Source organism: Bacillus sp. FSL K6-2865 (assembly GCF_040311405.1).
GTDB lineage: Bacteria > Bacillota > Bacilli > Bacillales > Bacillaceae > Bacillus > Bacillus velezensis.
Genome location: NZ_CP152036.1, coordinates 3181197 through 3196153, shown reverse-complemented (window position 1 = coordinate 3196153; position 14957 = coordinate 3181197). Strand labels below are relative to the sequence as shown.

The window sequence follows — 14957 nt, the reverse complement described above, 5'->3', positions numbered from 1 at the left end:
TTCATGGAAAAAGGATTGCTGCTGTTTGCTCTCTCCTTTTTCCTTTTCCTTCCCCTTCCCCAAGCCGCAGCCGCGAATGAGGAAAATACTGATGTCAAGCCGAATGAATATGAAAAGAAAGACATTGAAATTCGTACGGATTACCTGCACGACGATGCCTACTCCGAGGAAAAAACGGCGCTTCCGAAAGAACAGAAGGATATCACGTTTGATCAGCCGGCCGAAAACCCGGATGACAAACTGATATCAAAGTTGTTTACATCGTCAGACACGGAGCCGAATACGATCAAAGCGCAATCGAAAAAACTGGGTATCACATTTGCCGAGCCTGCGGTGCGGCATACCTCGGCAGATTTGGAAACGGAAGAGAAAAAGACTTCTTATCTGCTTCCTGTCATTTATGCCGTTTTGATCCTCCTCGGGATTGCGGCGATGATCTATCTGATCCCGAAAGTCACGGCGCAGGAAAAGGCAAAACGGTAAACGGATCGCTTGTGTTTGCGGGAAGACAGCCCGTAAAATAAGAAAAAAAGGAGGAGTTTCATGCAGTTTTTTCTTATAACAGGCGCGTCAAAGGGCTTGGGCCGGGCGCTGACGGAACAGGCGCTGCAAGAAGGAGCCGAAGTCGCCGCGCTTTCAAGAACGATAAGCGGGGAAAAGCGTGAGGGGCTGACAGAATACAGTGTTGATTTAACCGATCTGGCAGATACAGAGCGGCAGATGAAGGCGATTCTTGATCAAGCTGAGAAGAAGCGGTATTCCGCTGTCACACTGATCAATAATGCCGGCATGGTGGAACCGATCAAGCGGGCGAAAGAGGCTTCCGCCGAAGAATTGAACCGCCACTACACCCTTAATCTGACGGCGCCCGTTTTGCTCAGCCAAATGTTCACAAAGCGTTTCGAAGCGTTCAGCGGCAGCAAAACAATTGTCAACATCACATCTGGCGCGGCGAAAAATCCTTATAAAGGATGGAGCGCGTATTGCAGCTCAAAAGCGGGGCTTGATATGTTTACGAGAACATTCGGGTTTGAACAGGAAGATGAAGAACTGCCGGTCCGCATGATCTCATTCTCACCGGGAGTGATGGATACAGACATGCAGGCCGTCATCCGTTCTTCGTCAAAAGAAGATTTCCATGACATCGAGCGGTTCCGCAATCTGAAAGAAACGAAAAACCTCAGAAGCCCGGAATACATCGCCGGCGTCATTCACTCACTGATCGCGGGCGAGCCGGAAAACGGACGGATATACGATATTAAAGAATTTTTGTAGAGCAGCTTTTACGCTGCTCTTTTTTGTTTGTACAATCACTTCGGGGTCCGGCGGCATATGATGAATGAAACAACGTATAAGGGGTATAAGAAATGTATCAGATGAATTGAGTTTCTTCTCGATTTATGTTAGGATTCTAAAAATATAAATAAGGAGGGGTTTCCATGAGAAATGTAACGTTAATGGATGTCTTCACCCATCCAATCGCACAAAAGTATTTACAGCGTTCCGGTGTCGCCCATGCGATCGCCTGCGCGTTTCATGCATACCGTCTTGCCGTAAAAGCAGGTGTCAGCCCGGATCTTGCGGCGAAAGCGGCTTTACTGCATGACGTCGGCCATTATGAATGGTACACAGACGGCAAATGGGATTATGAAAAGTACAGAAGAAACGATATCCATGCCATTAAAGGCGCGGAACGGGCGCATAAGCTGCTCATCCGGCTCGGTGAAGAACCGAAAGCGGCGAAGGACATTGCGCTGGCGATTCTGCTTCACACCGATTCCTATCTGCCTGAAGGCGAACTGGACAAGAATACGCTCCAGCAAATCGTGAAACAAGCGGATGAACTCGATGAAGAACCCGGCGGACATCACCATTACCGCCAAATGGATCACACGGCCGCGCTCAAACAAATCCAAAAGCTTGATCAGTTAATTGACCAAGCCCAATATCCCATAAGAAGCTCAGTCTAGGCCACTCATGCGGCCTTTTCCGCTTACATAACTCCGCATGCTCACTAACACCTTTTCCGCTCCGATAGACGTACTGTGTCAAAGCCTTTGTCCGCTGCATATGCTGAAGGAAAACATAGTAAAGGGGATCAGCGAAAATGGCCCATCAAGGAAGCCCGCAAATCGTCTCGTTAGTGGACCCTTACGTTTATCAGACCATCCATAAACTTATCGGCTCAAGGTTTATCATTCAAACCGTCAGACGCATTGTCAGAGGACGGCTGATTGATGCCACTCCGGATCACATCGCCATTGAAGAAACGCATGACCGTGTATTTTATATCAGAAACCGCCATGTGGTTTCCGTCATGCCTGATTATACCGAACGCGTGTAACAGCCCGAATAAGGCGCAAACCGGAGGCGGCCCTATAGAACCCCGGTGCGTCTTCTTTTTTGAGATACATAGATGCACGGCGGCTTTTTTTGGTACAATCACAGTACAAGTTCACATGACAATAGGAGGAAACCGCTTGTTGAAATCAAAGGTCCATTTTTGGACGCTGCAAATTTTGCTCGTTTTGCTCATTATTTACGTATCAACGAAAGTTTCGTTTATTTTTCAGCCGTTTTTCGGTTTTATCACCACGCTGTTTTTTCCGATTTTGATCTCGGGCATTTTGTTTTTCATTTTTAATCCGATCGTACGCCTGCTTGAGAAAAAAATCCCCCGGACATTGGCGATCCTGCTCATTTATCTCGTTTTCATCGGCCTGATTGCCTTTATGTTCACCGCCATCGGACCGATTGTGGCTTCCCAGGTCACGGGGCTGATTAACAATTTCCCTGATTACATTCATCAGATTCAAGTCTTGACGGCGCAATTATCCCATTCCAAATGGTTTACGTGGATGATGACGCAGGATTATGTGTCGATAGAAAAAATCCAGCAGTCTCTGACGGGATTTTTACAAAGCCTTCCGCAAAATATTACGGCAAGCCTGTCGGCCGTGTTCGGCGTCGTTACGAATATCACGCTTGTCGTGATCACCGTTCCGTTCATTTTGTTTTATATGCTGAAGGACGGCCGGCGGTTTCCGCTCTTGGCGGTTAAAATCCTGCCTACTTCCTACCGGGCGGAAGGTCGGAAAATATTTAATGACTTATATGTCACATTGGCCGCCTATTTCCAAGGCCAGCTGCTGATTTGTCTCTTTGTCGGAACGGCATGCTTTATCGGATATTGGATCATCGGCCTGCAGTATGCGTTAATTCTCGGGATGGTGATCGCCGTCACCAATATCATTCCGTACCTGGGGCCGTTTCTCGGGGCGGCGCCCGCGGTGATTATCGCGTTTATGGATTCGCCGGCTAAGGCGCTGTTTGCCGTTATTGTTGTCGTTGTCGTCCAGCAGCTTGACGGGAACCTGCTTTCTCCGCTTGTCATCGGGAAACGGCTCAATACCCACCCGCTCACCATTATTCTTCTGCTTATCGGAGCGGGCAGTTTCGGCGGCATTCTCGCAATGATTCTGGCCGTGCCGGTTTACGCGGTTTTAAAAGCTTTTGTCTTAAATATCGTCCGGCTTATCAAACTTCGTCAGCGGTCAAAGCTAGAAGACAGCCGCAAGCCGAAATAAAAACGGGCACAACTCCCGATGCAGCGCATAAAATGCTGTAAAGAAAAGCGGAGGTGTGGGTATGCCTGCAATTGTGGGACCGATTTATATTATGAGTTTAGCCGGAGACGCTGCGGCGAGCTTCGGTGACGTGTTTGCCATTTCTCCCAAAGCCGTTGACCACTCAGGCGCGGGGGCAGGGGCGTTTCATTCCGGAGATTTTGTCAAAGTCACTAATAAATTCAGCAAAACGCGCTTTGAAGACATCGATGTGTTTGACGAACCTGATTGGTTTAACGCGTGACAGCCTCCTTTTAGGAGGCTGTCGCTTTTTTGTAGTATAATAGAATCAGTCTTTATAAAAGGGGAATTTTTTATGAAAATCAGAAAAGCGAATATTACCGTGCAGTCCGGAATGATCGGTGATGTATATCTGCATGAAAATAAAAAAGAACAGCATACCCTTGTAGCCGTTCCGGAACTTGAGTGGAGCACGATCATTTCCTATGAGGAAGAGAAAAAGGCGCTGGCGCAGCGGCTTTTACAATCATTCAGCAAGCTGATTGAAGAAGAACCCGCCGGAGAGCTCGCCGGCAAGATCTCCCATTGGGTGGCTGAAATGTAACGAAGCGGTTTACCGCGTCCCGTCCGGGGAGATAATTGTAAAACAAGCTGAGGAGGGACAGGCCGATGAGCGACAAAACGGTTGACCTTTATTTACAGCAGGGGATGTACGGCCCTCTGCAGACGAAACCGGATGAACGCCATTTATTTTTAGGCTCGCTGCGTGAAAGAGTCATCATTGCCCTGACGAAGGGGCAGGTGCTGCAAAAGCAGCCGTATGAAGAAGTGAAACAGGCGCTGAAAAGCCGAAAAGACGCGGTGCTCTATATAAACGGAAGGCTCCCGTATCATGCTTATTCACCATATATGAAGCTTGCCGCACTTGCCGGTGTCCGAAGCTCCGTCATATCGGATCTTCAATTCGAAACGCCGCTCGGCCTGGTTTTTGCCGCCGATTATGCCGTGAACCTTGACGGCATTTACGTACAGGATGACATTTTTCAGCGCTCACTCCTGAAATCTTAAAAGGGCAAAACACCGTTTGTCATTTTACAATGCCAATTCACTTACAAGTGGAGATAGGATATAATGGTTTTCATATGAATGGCGGGGAGGCCGGCTATGAAAAAAGCATTTATATGCATTGATTATACGAATGATTTTGCAGCAGAGAACGGGGCATTAACCTGCGGAGAACCCGCGAGACAGATTGAAGATACGATTGTCAGTTTGACGCAAGCATTTATAGAAAACGGTGATTACGTTGTCTTTGCGGTTGATTCGCATGATGCAGACGATGACTTTCATCCCGAGACACGCCTGTTTCCTCCGCATAATATCAACGGCACGGAGGGCAAAGAGCTGTACGGAAGGCTATCGCCTCTTTATGAGAAACATAAACACGCAAAAAACGTAAATTATATGGAAAAAACGAGATATTCTGCTTTTGCGGGAACGGATTTAGAGCTGAAACTGCGGGAACGGCAGATCACTGAGCTGCATCTTGCGGGCCTGTGCACGGACATCTGCGTTCTTCACACGGCGGTTGACGCCTACAACAAGGGCTTTCAGATCGTCATTCATCAAAACGCTGTGGCCAGCTTTAATCCGGAAGGGCATGAATGGGCCCTGTCCCATTTTAAGAACAGCATCGGAGCGCAAGTGGCAGAGTAAGGAAGGGGAAAACAATTTTGGTGGAGCATGGTTTTAAAGACGACAGTTTGTCTTTACATACAGATCTTTATCAAATTAATATGGCCGAAACGTACTGGAGAGACGGCATTCATGAGAAAAAAGCGATTTTTGAGCTTTTTTTCAGAAAGCTTCCCTTTGAAAACGGCTATGCGGTATTTGCGGGCTTAGAAAAAGCAATCGAATACTTGGAGAACTTCAAATTTACCGACAGCGATCTGAATTATTTAAAAACGGAATTGCACTATGCTGATGATTTCATTGAGTATTTACGGGATCTTTCTTTTACCGGATCTCTTTACAGCATGAAAGAAGGCGAGCTCGTTTTTAACAACGAACCGATTATGCGGGTCGAAGCGCCCCTGATCGAAGCCCAGCTGATTGAGACGGCTCTGCTTAACATTGTGAATTACCAAACATTAATCGCCACGAAAGCGGCCCGCATTAAAGGCGTTGTCGGTGACGAAGACGCCCTCGAATTCGGAACGCGGCGCGCCCATGAAATGGATGCGGCTATGTGGGGAGCGAGAGCGGCTCTGATCGGCGGCTTCAGCGCGACGAGTAATGTAAGAGCCGGAAAGCGTTTTAATATACCGGTATCCGGCACGCACGCTCATGCGCTCGTACAAGCGTACCGCGATGAATATACGGCATTTAAGAAATATGCGGAGACCCACAAAGACTGCGTGTTTCTCGTAGATACGTACGATACGATCCGTTCGGGCATGCCGAATGCGATTAAAGTCGCAAAGGAATTCGGCGACCGGATCAACTTCATCGGCATCCGCCTGGACAGCGGGGACTTGGCGTACCTGTCAAAAAAAGCGCGTGAAATGCTTGATGAAGCGGGTTTCACAGACGCAAAGGTCATTGCTTCAAGCGATCTTGACGAGCACACGATATTAAATCTGAAATCCCAAGGAGCGAAAATCGATACGTGGGGCATCGGCACGAAGCTGATTACCGCATACGATCAGCCGGCCCTCGGCGCGGTTTACAAGCTTGTCGCCATTGAAGAGGACGGCAAACTGACTGACACCATTAAAATTTCGTCAAACCCTGAAAAAGTGACAACGCCGGGAAGAAAGAGAGTATACCGGATTATCAACAAGCTGAATCACCACTCGGAAGGTGATTATATCGCGCTTTATGACGAGCGGGTAAATGATCAGAAACGCTTAAAAATGTTCCATCCCGTCCACACGTTCGTCAGCAAATTCGTCACTGATTTCTATGCGAAAGACTTGCATGAGCCGATTTTTGAAAACGGCGTTTTATGCTATGATAATCCCGAAATTACCGACATCCAGCAATACGTGCAGGATAACCTCAAACTTCTGTGGGAGGAATACAAACGGATCAGCAAGCCGGAAGAATATCCGGTCGATTTAAGCGAAGACTGCTGGAGCAACAAGATGCAGCGGATTCATGAAATCAAAAGCAAGCTGAAACGGGAACTTGAATAGAAGACAAAGCGGCCTTTCCTTTCTCTGGAAAGGCCTTTTTGTTGTGATAATATTTTTCACATTTAGACAAATTTCGTCAAGTTATTTGATATACTTATGTTCGAAGGCCGCATCTAAGGGGGTAAATGAATGAAGGTGTTTGTTGCGAGACAGCCTATCTTCAACAGAAACGAACAGGTTGTTGCTTATGAACTTCTTTACCGGGAGAGCGAAGAGAACCGTTATTCGGCCGCTGATGGAGATAAAGCTACGACGGATCTCATTATTAACAGCTTTATCAACATCGGAATCGAAAAGCTGACTGAGGGGAAACGCTGCTTTGTGAATTTTACAGAAAGCCTGATGTTTTCAGATCTCCCTACCTCCTTTGATCCTGACCAGCTTATTATCGAAATTCTTGAGGACATACCGATCACTCCGGCACTCATCTCAAGATGCAGACAGCTGAAGAAATTAGGATATACATTAGCACTTGATGATTTTTACGCCATCAATCCGGAAAATGAAGAGTTAGTGGAACAGCTGATGAAATATATTGATATTTTAAAAATCGACTTTTTGCAATCCTCGCGTCTGGAGCGCAAAAAAATCATTCAGACGTACAGCTGTAAAAGTCTGATTTATTTAGCGGAGAAAGTGGAGACGAGAAAAGATTATAAACAGGCGGCCATAGACGGCTTTCACCTGTTTCAAGGATATTTTTTCAGTGAACCGCGTGTCATCAGCGGAAATGATCTGACGTTTCATTTTCATTCTTACTACCAGCTTTTAAGCGAATTAAACAATGACCAGCCCAATATACAGCGCGTGACGGAATACATAGAGCGGGACGTCAGCTTATCGTATCAGATTCTGCGTTTTTTAAACGGATCGCAAACAAGGCTGAAAAAAAAGATAGACAGCATCCAGCAGGCCATCATGATGCTTGGGCTGAATGAGATTAAGCGCTTGATTTACATTCTTTCATTCAGAGATTTAACGGCGAAAAGCCACTCAAGCCAAAAAGAAATCATTAAGATTTCCTTAATCAGGGCCAAACTGTGCGAACTGCTGGCGAAAAGAACCGGAAGGCCCCAGCCCTCTTCTTACATGCTGATCGGCATGTTTTCGCTCATCGATACGCTTCTCCACAGGGAGCTGGAGGATATCATCAAAGAACTGCCTTTAATCGATGAAGTCGGACAGGCGCTGCTCGGTTATGAAAACGATTATTATAAGATGCTCGCGTTCGTCAAAGCCATTGAATGCAACAACTGGGACTGTGACGAGTGGGGAAAAGAACTGAACAAAGAAGAAGCGTATGAATGTTACTTACAGGCGATCGAATGGTGCCGGCAGCTGATCGTGGATTGAGCCGCTTTAAGCCGACCACCTGAGGGCGATGGTAAACCGGCTTTGCTCTCTGATCAGACTGACACGGATGCCGTCGGGATTATACGTCACGTCAAAGTCATTTTTGATGCCGGTCTGCTTAATGAGCCGCTTGACCGCTGCGGTGTCAGATGATTGCGCTGCGGTGAGGATACGGCGCGCAAGCTCTTTTGACGCCGACAGCCGCGCAAGGAGCAGGCGCGCATCCTCCAGCATGCCCGCAGCCTCTTTTGCGGACGCTGTCAAAATATCTGCGTGAACCGGGGCACTGGGCGCAGGATGCCGGTATGGCGCGGCGAAAACAGGGAAGCATGGATACACATAATGCATACGGCGGCCTCCTTCCTGAGAAAACATTGGTTATACATGAGTATAGGCGGCGTGATAACGAGTTATGACATGCAAAAAGACCACAATGCGGGGGTTGCGGTCTTTTCGGTGTTTGTCGGTGGTTATGCGACGCTGTTCGCCCATTCTGTTTTGAAATTGCGACGGCAGGGACTATAGTCCTTGCCGGTTTGTCGGAAAACCGTTAAAAAAACAGCAGAACCGCCAGATTGGTCTGCTTCATCCTAAACGTCTGCCTTTTTGGTAGTTATATAGTCCTGTTCGCTAAATGCTCCATTCGGGACTATGGGATTACCCTGGTTTGCGGTGTCACGCAGATACTTTTACACATACTTTTCGGTGAAAAATCCCGCAAAAACGTTTACACTATTAGTAACAGATCAAATACCTAGGACTCGTTCACCATACACAATTCATTGATCTTTCAAAAAAAGGAGTGTGGAAACGGTGGAAAACAAATTAGAAGAAGTAAAGCAATTATTATTCCGACTTGAAAATGATATCAGAGAAACAACCGACTCATTACGAAACATTAATAAAAGCATTGATCAGCTCGATAAATTCTCATATGCTATGAAAATTTCTTAAAAAGACTTGGAAACAAGTCTTTTTTTTGTGCATTTTTTATCCATTTCGTGGATAAAGTATTATACGATTGTTAAAAAACGAAAAACCTGCTGTCTTTCATCACCTGCATTTAGTAAAATAGAATGGGAGGGTGAAGACAATTATTGAGCAAATGTGTTTAGATGCCAACCAAATCAAGAATAAAATGAAGAGTATAATAGAGCAAAACATATTTAATCAACATTTACTACAGCTTCTTCTTGGGTTTGTTGAATCCAGAAAATATTTAACCTTTGCTGAATCTGCTTTATTGCATTATGAAGTTTTTGGCGGAAGGGATTTTAAGACTGCTGAGAAACTTGCGGCGGGAATTGAAATTCTTACGCTTTCCGCCGATATTATTGATGATCTTGAAGATGAAGATAACAAACAAGCTCTTTGGATGAAGATAGACCGTTCAGAAGCTTTAAGCGCAGCTTTTTCATTATACACAGCAGGGCTGCAGGGGATTAATTCAATTAACATGAATCCTTTTATTCTTTCTTACATACTGAAATATACACAAGACGCTATGCAAGGACAACACGATGATATAATCAATAAGCCAGAGAAAGAAGATGAAAGTTTAGAGGTCATTAGATTAAAATGCGGGAGTCTATTCGCTCTATCCAATGTGGCAGGTACTATGTTAGCAACTGGAAAGTATAATGAAACTGTTGAAACGTATTCCTATTACAAAGGAATGTTTGAACAGATATATAGTGATTATCTGGCTCTTTTCAGCTCTAAACGCAGTGATATTTTAAAAGATAAACACACGTTAATCAACTTGTACCTTAAGAGGCTGTTTAACGAGCCTTCTGAAAAATTGGTTCGTATGTTTTCTCATAGAGAAACACACCTTAAGTTTATATCTGATAAAAACAATTTTATTCAGACATTAACTGATGCAGGTGTTACTCAGTATGTTTCAGTTTTACACCAATTGTATAAGCAAAAATGTGAAAATGCTATAGAGATACTAAATCTTGAAACCAGTAAAATAGATAAATTGAAAAAATATGTAGTTAATAGGGGGATTGAAGTATAATGCAGGATTTAATCAATTATATATTGAAATATCCGGAAGTGTTAAAAAAATTAAAAGTCAATGAAGCAAGTTTATTAGGCTATGATTCAGGTATTACCCAAATATTAATCAATTCATTTGAAGAATCTTCAATTGTGAAAAACGATGGAAAAATAGAGCAATGGGAAAAAGGATGAATGTTCGGTGGTGTAATATGTGAAAAACTTTATTAAACAATTCACTATTTCAGTCATTATCTTAAGCCTCGTTTATGTTTGCTATGTTTCATATATAAACATAAATGGGATTATAATCGGGACAAAAGTTATTGAAAATAAAAACAAACAATTCCAAGTAATAGAGATGTCAGAAACTACTTACGGGAAATTCGTAGGTTTAGAAAAAGGTGACATCATTCTAAAAATCAACAAAGAAAAACCATCTGCTAAATTTTTAAAAGGAGATAATCTTAGTCATATCAAAAGTTTAGATGTAAGCAGAAATGGAAAGCAAATTCATTTAGATGATTTTGATATTGTTAATTTAGACAAATCCTATAGCTTTTTTGTATTCGTTCTTCCACTTGTGTTTTATTTTTTAAGTATAGTATGTATATTTTACATTCTAAAGGTGAATCAAACAAGAAAATCGTTTGCGGGATACATTTTAATTTTGTTTTTGTTAGATATTTCAATTGCTTATATAAGCGCAGGAGGACCATTTAGAGGACATTCATTTAACAGGTATGTCAATTTGTTCACATTTATAGCTTCTCCTATATTTTATCTTCAGTTCATACAACAATATTTTGAGGAATTAGGAAAGAAGTTTGCAAATCGTCTAATCAATTTCTTATATATATTTCCGATTTTTAATATTATTTTGGAATTTTTCCGTAAGAAATTACCTTTTGAAAACATTATAACAAACCTTAATCTTATCTCGTTTTTTCTCGTTACTCTTTCAGGTTTTGTTCTCGTGTTCTATCACTTATATAAGTATAAATATTCAGAGCATGCTTATATTTTGAAAGTTTTAATTCTGACAAATACACTTTCTTTTGCTCCATTTTTACTTTTTTACGTCGCACCTAATATTTTAACTGGTGATTATATATTTCCAGCACTGGCATCAGCCTCATTGCTTGTCCTTATCCCATTTGGATTAGTATATCAGTTTGTTGCAAATAAAATATTTGATATAGAATTTATATTAGGAAGAATGAGGTATTATACTTTACTGGCTGTAATCCCAACGCTAGTTATTGTCGGAGTTTTATCGGTCTGGGCGGGAACAAATGCGCTTCAAATGAATCCTATTAGACAGACTGTTTTCATCTTTATCGTAATGTTTGCTGTATTTTACTTTAAAGAAATAATAGATTTTAAATTTCGGTTAAAACGTTTTTCTGAAAAATTTAATTATCAAGATAGTATATTCAAATATACTCAGCTTATCAGAAGCATAACATCTTTAAAACAAATGTTTAAAGAACTAAAAAAGACGATTCTGGATGTTCTACTTGTCAGTAAAGCTTATGTCTTTGAAGTTACCTCTGAGGGTGACATTTTATATCATGATAAAAGGGATAATGAACCTGATTGGGAAATGTATTCAAAAGAATTTAAGAAGGTTACTTCAGAGATTGGAAAAATCATTGAGCTAAACCGCGGTTTCTTAATCAAGATAGGAGAACGCGGGGGAAGTTCTTATGTTTTGCTTTGTTTGTCCTCCATTAATACACCGAGACTGACACGGGATGAGATTTCATGGCTGAAAACATTGTCTTTCTATACGAGTGTCTCTATGGAAAACGTGATACAGATCGAAGAACTCATGAACCATTTACAAGATCTAAAACAACAAGGCTCAAACCCGGTCTGGCTCAAAAAGCTGATGTTTACGATCGAGGAAAAGCAGCGTTCGGATTTGGCCCGTGATCTGCATGATTCAGTGCTGCAGGACTTGATTTCTTTGAAGCGCCAGTGTGAGCTGTTTCTGGCAGATTTTAAGAAAGAAGAGCCTTGCCACATAGAGGTGCAGGACAAGCTTCATCAGATGAATGAGCAGATGTCGGATGTCATTTTGATGACCCGGGAGACGTGCCATGAGCTGCGTCCTCAGCTGCTGTATGATTTGGGTCTGGTCAAGGCGGTATCCAAGCTTGCCGCACAGCAGCAGGAGCGTGCGCCGTTTCATATCCGTCTGAATACGGGCCGGTTTACGGCGGCGCTGGATTTGGATACGCAGCTGAATTTGTACCGCATCATTCAGGAATTTCTTTCGAACGCCATGAAGCATTCACAGGCGAATGAGGTGCTGATTATGCTGATCAGCATTCAAAATAAAGTGATTCTGCATTATGAAGACGACGGTGTCGGCTGCAATCAGGAAAAAGGCGGCGGCCAGTCGATGAGCATGGGTCTTTCGGGTATTAAGGAGCGCGTCCGTGCGCTTGACGGACGGATGAAAATCGACACAAGTGAAGGAAACGGTTTTAAAGTAGATATTGAAATGGAATTGTAACCAATTTATCACCAAATCGACTTGGCAGAAGCCAAGTCTTTTTAATAAAATGGAAATGAGTGAGTAAAAGGGAGGAAACCATGAAAAAGATACTAGTGATTGATGATCATCCGGCTGTCATGGAGGGCACCAAGACGATTCTGGAAACGGACACGAATCTTTCTGTCGATTGCCTCAGTCCTGATGCCAGTGAACAATTCGTTCTCCGGCATGATTTTTCAGCTTACGATCTCATATTAATGGATTTAAATCTGGGTGATGACATCAGCGGCATAGAGCTTTCCAAGAAAATCTTAAAAGAGAATCCTCTCTGTAAAATCATTGTCTACACAGGCTATGAGGTTGAAGATTATTTTGAAGAATCCATCCGCGCGGGCCTGCACGGCGCCATCAGCAAAACCGAATCTAAAGAGAAAATCATGCAATACATATATCACGTGCTCAACGGACAGATTTTAGTTGATTTCTCCTATTTCAAACAGCTGATGACCCAGCAAAAAACAAAAACGTCTTCTTCCCCTCAAAGTGAGCAGGATCGGTTAACCCCGAGAGAGCGCCATATTCTCCAAGAGGTCGAAAAAGGTTTGACCAATCAGGAAATCGCAGATGCGCTTCACTTAAGCAAGCGGTCAATTGAATACAGCCTGACATCCATTTTTAACAAGCTGAATGTCGGCTCCCGAACTGAAGCGGTGCTGATCGCCAAGTCAGATAACGTACTATAAATCTTGAAGGGAGAATGACCTATGAATCTGAACAATACATTGCTCGGCGCACTCGGTATTGAAATCACTGAAAACACACCGGAGAGATGCGTGGCGGTGATGCCGGTGGATAAGAGGACGGTGCAGCCTTTCGGATATCTGCATGGTGGCGCGTCAGCAGCGCTGGCGGAGACTGTTGCAAGTGTCGGGGCCCAGCATTTTATCGACCGGTCGAACCAGGCGTGTGTCGGGCTTGAGATTAATGCCAATCATTTAAAATCCGTGAAAGAGGGCGGGACGGTCACGGCGATTGCGAAACCCGTTCACACAGGCAGGGCAACCATTGTGTACGGGATTAACATTTTCGATGAACGGGAAAGGCTGATCTGTGTTTCCCGCTGCACGCTGGCTGTTATAACAAAATAAACAAACAGCCGGAACCCTGAATCGTCCGGCTGTTTGTTTTTATAAATATGAATCTTCTTTACGTTTGATCACAAAGTTTCTGATCCCTTTGTAATCATCCTGAACGCTTCTTTTATCAAGCGCCGCTCCCGAATTGTACGCGGCCCTGCATATGAGGTGCGCTCCGACCGGCGCCGTCAGCAGGATAAAAATGATGCCGAGCAGTATTTTTACAGAAATTTCTCCGGTCAGCATCCACAAGTAGCCTAACACCCCGAGCAATACCAAATTAACGCCGAGTGTCGAGCCTTTTGAAGAGGCGTGGGCGCGCGTATACACATCAGGAAGCCTGAGTGTGCCGAAAGACGCGACCAGGCAGATCAGCGATCCCATCAGAATACAAACGGCGACGGCCCATTTAACGATTTCGATCATTTTCGATAATCTCTCCTTTCTCCAAAAACTTAGCAAAGGCAATCGTGCCGATAAACGATAAAATGCCGAGCAGCAGAATGATGTCCAAAAAGGCCGATGTGTTTAAGAGAATGGATACAAGCGCGGTCATGGCAATCAGATTAATGCCGATCCCATCAAGCGCGACGACCCGGTCCGGTATCGTAGGCCCTTTTATGACGCGAATGACGTACAGAAGAGTCGAAACCGCCATAATGCCGAGTGATAATTGCAGAATAAACGTAAACATCAGCGGCTCACCTCCTGAATGGCTTTCTCAAAAGAGACGCGGATGTCATGGATCGCTTTCTCCGCATCTTCAATGTCCATGGCGTGTATATAGAGAATCGACCGGTCATCGGAGATATCCATCACGAGCGTACCCGGTGTTAAAGTGATTAACAGCGAGAGCAGCGTGATCTCCCAATCCTCCGTCAATTCCGTCTTAAACGCGAAAATGCCCGGGCGGATGTTCAGTTTCGGCGATATAACGGTTTTCAGCACGCTGACATTGGCCAAATATAATTCCTTTATAAAGATCAGCGCCAGTTTGATGACTGACCATATTTTCCAAATATAAAACGGCCGCGAGAAGAAGCGCCGGAAAAAAAACAGCGCCGCCAAGCCCGCGATAAATCCGGTCATAAAACCCGCCGCGCTGAGGCTGTTTGTGAGAAACATCCAGCAAACAGCGAGAAGAACATTTAATAATAGTTGAAAAGCCATG

Annotated in this window: 21 protein-coding genes; 17 read left to right on the top strand and 4 right to left on the bottom strand. The window is 44.0% G+C overall.

Translation table 11 applies throughout. From position 1 onward, the window contains the following. The first annotated feature begins 3 nt into the window (after positions 1-3). The 11 genes from essA (at position 4) to NYE42_RS15790 (ending at position 8140) form a co-directional block, all read left to right on the top strand. Positions 4-483: a type VII secretion protein EssA gene (essA, locus tag NYE42_RS15840; protein WP_144463935.1), complete on the top strand. Its 480-nt coding sequence runs from the start codon at positions 4-6 to the stop codon at positions 481-483. Between the two features lie 60 nt (positions 484-543). Further along, positions 544-1275: a (S)-benzoin forming benzil reductase gene (locus tag NYE42_RS15835; protein WP_015418111.1), complete on the top strand. Its 732-nt coding sequence runs from the start codon at positions 544-546 to the stop codon at positions 1273-1275. 164 nt (positions 1276-1439) lie between these two features. Continuing rightward, positions 1440-1970, top strand: a complete 531-nt coding sequence (locus NYE42_RS15830) for an HD domain-containing protein (protein WP_007613450.1) — start codon at positions 1440-1442, stop codon at positions 1968-1970. A 137-nt stretch (positions 1971-2107) separates the two neighbouring features. Then, the gene (locus tag NYE42_RS15825) at positions 2108-2344 is read left to right on the top strand and encodes a DUF2642 domain-containing protein (protein WP_003152023.1); all 237 of its coding nucleotides are present in this window, start codon (positions 2108-2110) and stop codon (positions 2342-2344) included. A gap of 136 nt (positions 2345-2480) precedes the next feature. Next, positions 2481-3587: an AI-2E family transporter gene (locus tag NYE42_RS15820; RefSeq protein WP_015418110.1), complete on the top strand. Its 1107-nt coding sequence runs from the start codon at positions 2481-2483 to the stop codon at positions 3585-3587. Between the two features lie 61 nt (positions 3588-3648). Continuing rightward, positions 3649-3870, top strand: a complete 222-nt coding sequence (locus tag NYE42_RS15815; protein ID WP_007408682.1) for a spore germination protein — start codon at positions 3649-3651, stop codon at positions 3868-3870. Between the two features lie 72 nt (positions 3871-3942). Beyond that, a complete protein-coding gene (locus NYE42_RS15810) occupies positions 3943-4191 on the top strand; it encodes a YueH family protein (protein WP_003152028.1) in 249 nt (82 codons plus the stop codon). A gap of 65 nt (positions 4192-4256) precedes the next feature. Beyond that, the gene (locus NYE42_RS15805; RefSeq protein ID WP_003152031.1) at positions 4257-4655 is read left to right on the top strand and encodes a DUF1694 domain-containing protein; all 399 of its coding nucleotides are present in this window, start codon (positions 4257-4259) and stop codon (positions 4653-4655) included. A 96-nt stretch (positions 4656-4751) separates the two neighbouring features. Next, positions 4752-5303, top strand: coding sequence for an isochorismatase family cysteine hydrolase (locus NYE42_RS15800; RefSeq protein WP_003152033.1), 552 nt, complete (start codon positions 4752-4754; stop codon positions 5301-5303). 17 nt (positions 5304-5320) lie between these two features. Next, positions 5321-6787: a nicotinate phosphoribosyltransferase gene (locus tag NYE42_RS15795; protein ID WP_015418109.1), complete on the top strand. Its 1467-nt coding sequence runs from the start codon at positions 5321-5323 to the stop codon at positions 6785-6787. Positions 6788-6916: 129 nt separating this feature from the next. Next, a complete protein-coding gene (locus NYE42_RS15790; protein ID WP_007408678.1) occupies positions 6917-8140 on the top strand; it encodes an EAL and HDOD domain-containing protein in 1224 nt (407 codons plus the stop codon). A 6-nt stretch (positions 8141-8146) separates the two neighbouring features. Here NYE42_RS15790 and NYE42_RS15785 read toward each other — a convergent pair whose 3' ends face one another. Then, positions 8147-8488 (bottom strand): hypothetical protein, encoded by a 342-nt coding sequence (locus NYE42_RS15785; protein ID WP_069006914.1) that lies wholly within the window; start codon positions 8486-8488, stop codon positions 8147-8149. Between the two features lie 465 nt (positions 8489-8953). On the opposite strand from NYE42_RS15785, the gene degQ reads away from it, so the two are divergent. From degQ to NYE42_RS15755, 6 genes are all read left to right on the top strand, one after another. After that, positions 8954-9094, top strand: a complete 141-nt coding sequence (degQ, locus tag NYE42_RS15780) for a degradation enzyme regulation protein DegQ (protein WP_003152043.1) — start codon at positions 8954-8956, stop codon at positions 9092-9094. A 184-nt stretch (positions 9095-9278) separates the two neighbouring features. Beyond that, a complete protein-coding gene (locus NYE42_RS15775; RefSeq protein WP_061862640.1) occupies positions 9279-10163 on the top strand; it encodes a class 1 isoprenoid biosynthesis enzyme in 885 nt (294 codons plus the stop codon). Beyond that, positions 10163-10339, top strand: a complete 177-nt coding sequence (gene comX, locus NYE42_RS15770; protein ID WP_007408675.1) for a competence pheromone ComX — start codon at positions 10163-10165, stop codon at positions 10337-10339. The genes NYE42_RS15775 and comX overlap by 1 nt, the downstream gene beginning before the upstream one ends. A gap of 19 nt (positions 10340-10358) precedes the next feature. Then, positions 10359-12668, top strand: a complete 2310-nt coding sequence (locus NYE42_RS15765) for a histidine kinase (RefSeq protein ID WP_352426576.1) — start codon at positions 10359-10361, stop codon at positions 12666-12668. Positions 12669-12748: 80 nt separating this feature from the next. Then, positions 12749-13393 (top strand): response regulator transcription factor, encoded by a 645-nt coding sequence (locus NYE42_RS15760; protein WP_003152052.1) that lies wholly within the window; start codon positions 12749-12751, stop codon positions 13391-13393. 21 nt (positions 13394-13414) lie between these two features. Beyond that, positions 13415-13798 carry a hotdog fold thioesterase gene (locus NYE42_RS15755; RefSeq protein ID WP_007408674.1) on the top strand — a complete coding sequence of 128 codons (384 nt, stop codon included), beginning with the start codon at positions 13415-13417 and terminating at the stop codon, positions 13796-13798. A gap of 39 nt (positions 13799-13837) precedes the next feature. Here NYE42_RS15755 and mnhG read toward each other — a convergent pair whose 3' ends face one another. The 3 genes from mnhG to NYE42_RS15740 are packed head-to-tail and all read right to left on the bottom strand — an operon-like array spanning position 13838 to position 14956. Next, positions 13838-14212, bottom strand: coding sequence for a monovalent cation/H(+) antiporter subunit G (gene mnhG / locus NYE42_RS15750; protein ID WP_003152056.1), 375 nt, complete (start codon positions 14210-14212; stop codon positions 13838-13840). Further along, a complete protein-coding gene (locus tag NYE42_RS15745) occupies positions 14196-14480 on the bottom strand; it encodes a Na(+)/H(+) antiporter subunit F1 (protein ID WP_012118311.1) in 285 nt (94 codons plus the stop codon). The genes mnhG and NYE42_RS15745 overlap by 17 nt, the downstream gene beginning before the upstream one ends. Then, a complete protein-coding gene (locus NYE42_RS15740; RefSeq protein WP_007408672.1) occupies positions 14480-14956 on the bottom strand; it encodes a Na+/H+ antiporter subunit E in 477 nt (158 codons plus the stop codon). Before NYE42_RS15740 ends, NYE42_RS15745 begins: the two co-directional genes overlap by 1 nt. Between the last annotated feature and the right edge of the window lies 1 nt (position 14957).

Bases quoted from the DNA above. Each gene is read 5' to 3' on its own strand.
- essA (WP_144463935.1), top strand. From the start codon at position 4: ATGGAAAAAGGATTGCTGCTGTTTGCTCTCTCCTTTTTCCTTTTCCTT.
- NYE42_RS15835 (WP_015418111.1), top strand. From the start codon at position 544: ATGCAGTTTTTTCTTATAACAGGCGCGTCAAAGGGCTTGGGCCGGGCG.
- NYE42_RS15830 (WP_007613450.1), top strand. From the start codon at position 1,440: ATGAGAAATGTAACGTTAATGGATGTCTTCACCCATCCAATCGCACAA.
- NYE42_RS15825 (WP_003152023.1), top strand. From the start codon at position 2,108: ATGGCCCATCAAGGAAGCCCGCAAATCGTCTCGTTAGTGGACCCTTAC.
- NYE42_RS15815 (WP_007408682.1), top strand. From the start codon at position 3,649: ATGCCTGCAATTGTGGGACCGATTTATATTATGAGTTTAGCCGGAGAC.
- NYE42_RS15810 (WP_003152028.1), top strand. From the start codon at position 3,943: ATGAAAATCAGAAAAGCGAATATTACCGTGCAGTCCGGAATGATCGGT.
- NYE42_RS15805 (WP_003152031.1), top strand. From the start codon at position 4,257: ATGAGCGACAAAACGGTTGACCTTTATTTACAGCAGGGGATGTACGGC.
- NYE42_RS15800 (WP_003152033.1), top strand. From the start codon at position 4,752: ATGAAAAAAGCATTTATATGCATTGATTATACGAATGATTTTGCAGCA.
- NYE42_RS15790 (WP_007408678.1), top strand. From the start codon at position 6,917: ATGAAGGTGTTTGTTGCGAGACAGCCTATCTTCAACAGAAACGAACAG.
- NYE42_RS15785 (WP_069006914.1), bottom strand. From the start codon at position 8,488: ATGCATTATGTGTATCCATGCTTCCCTGTTTTCGCCGCGCCATACCGG.
- NYE42_RS15775 (WP_061862640.1), top strand. From the start codon at position 9,279: ATGAAGAGTATAATAGAGCAAAACATATTTAATCAACATTTACTACAG.
- comX (WP_007408675.1), top strand. From the start codon at position 10,163: ATGCAGGATTTAATCAATTATATATTGAAATATCCGGAAGTGTTAAAA.
- NYE42_RS15760 (WP_003152052.1), top strand. From the start codon at position 12,749: ATGAAAAAGATACTAGTGATTGATGATCATCCGGCTGTCATGGAGGGC.
- NYE42_RS15755 (WP_007408674.1), top strand. From the start codon at position 13,415: ATGAATCTGAACAATACATTGCTCGGCGCACTCGGTATTGAAATCACT.
- mnhG (WP_003152056.1), bottom strand. From the start codon at position 14,212: ATGATCGAAATCGTTAAATGGGCCGTCGCCGTTTGTATTCTGATGGGA.
- NYE42_RS15745 (WP_012118311.1), bottom strand. From the start codon at position 14,480: ATGTTTACGTTTATTCTGCAATTATCACTCGGCATTATGGCGGTTTCG.
- NYE42_RS15740 (WP_007408672.1), bottom strand. From the start codon at position 14,956: ATGGCTTTTCAACTATTATTAAATGTTCTTCTCGCTGTTTGCTGGATG.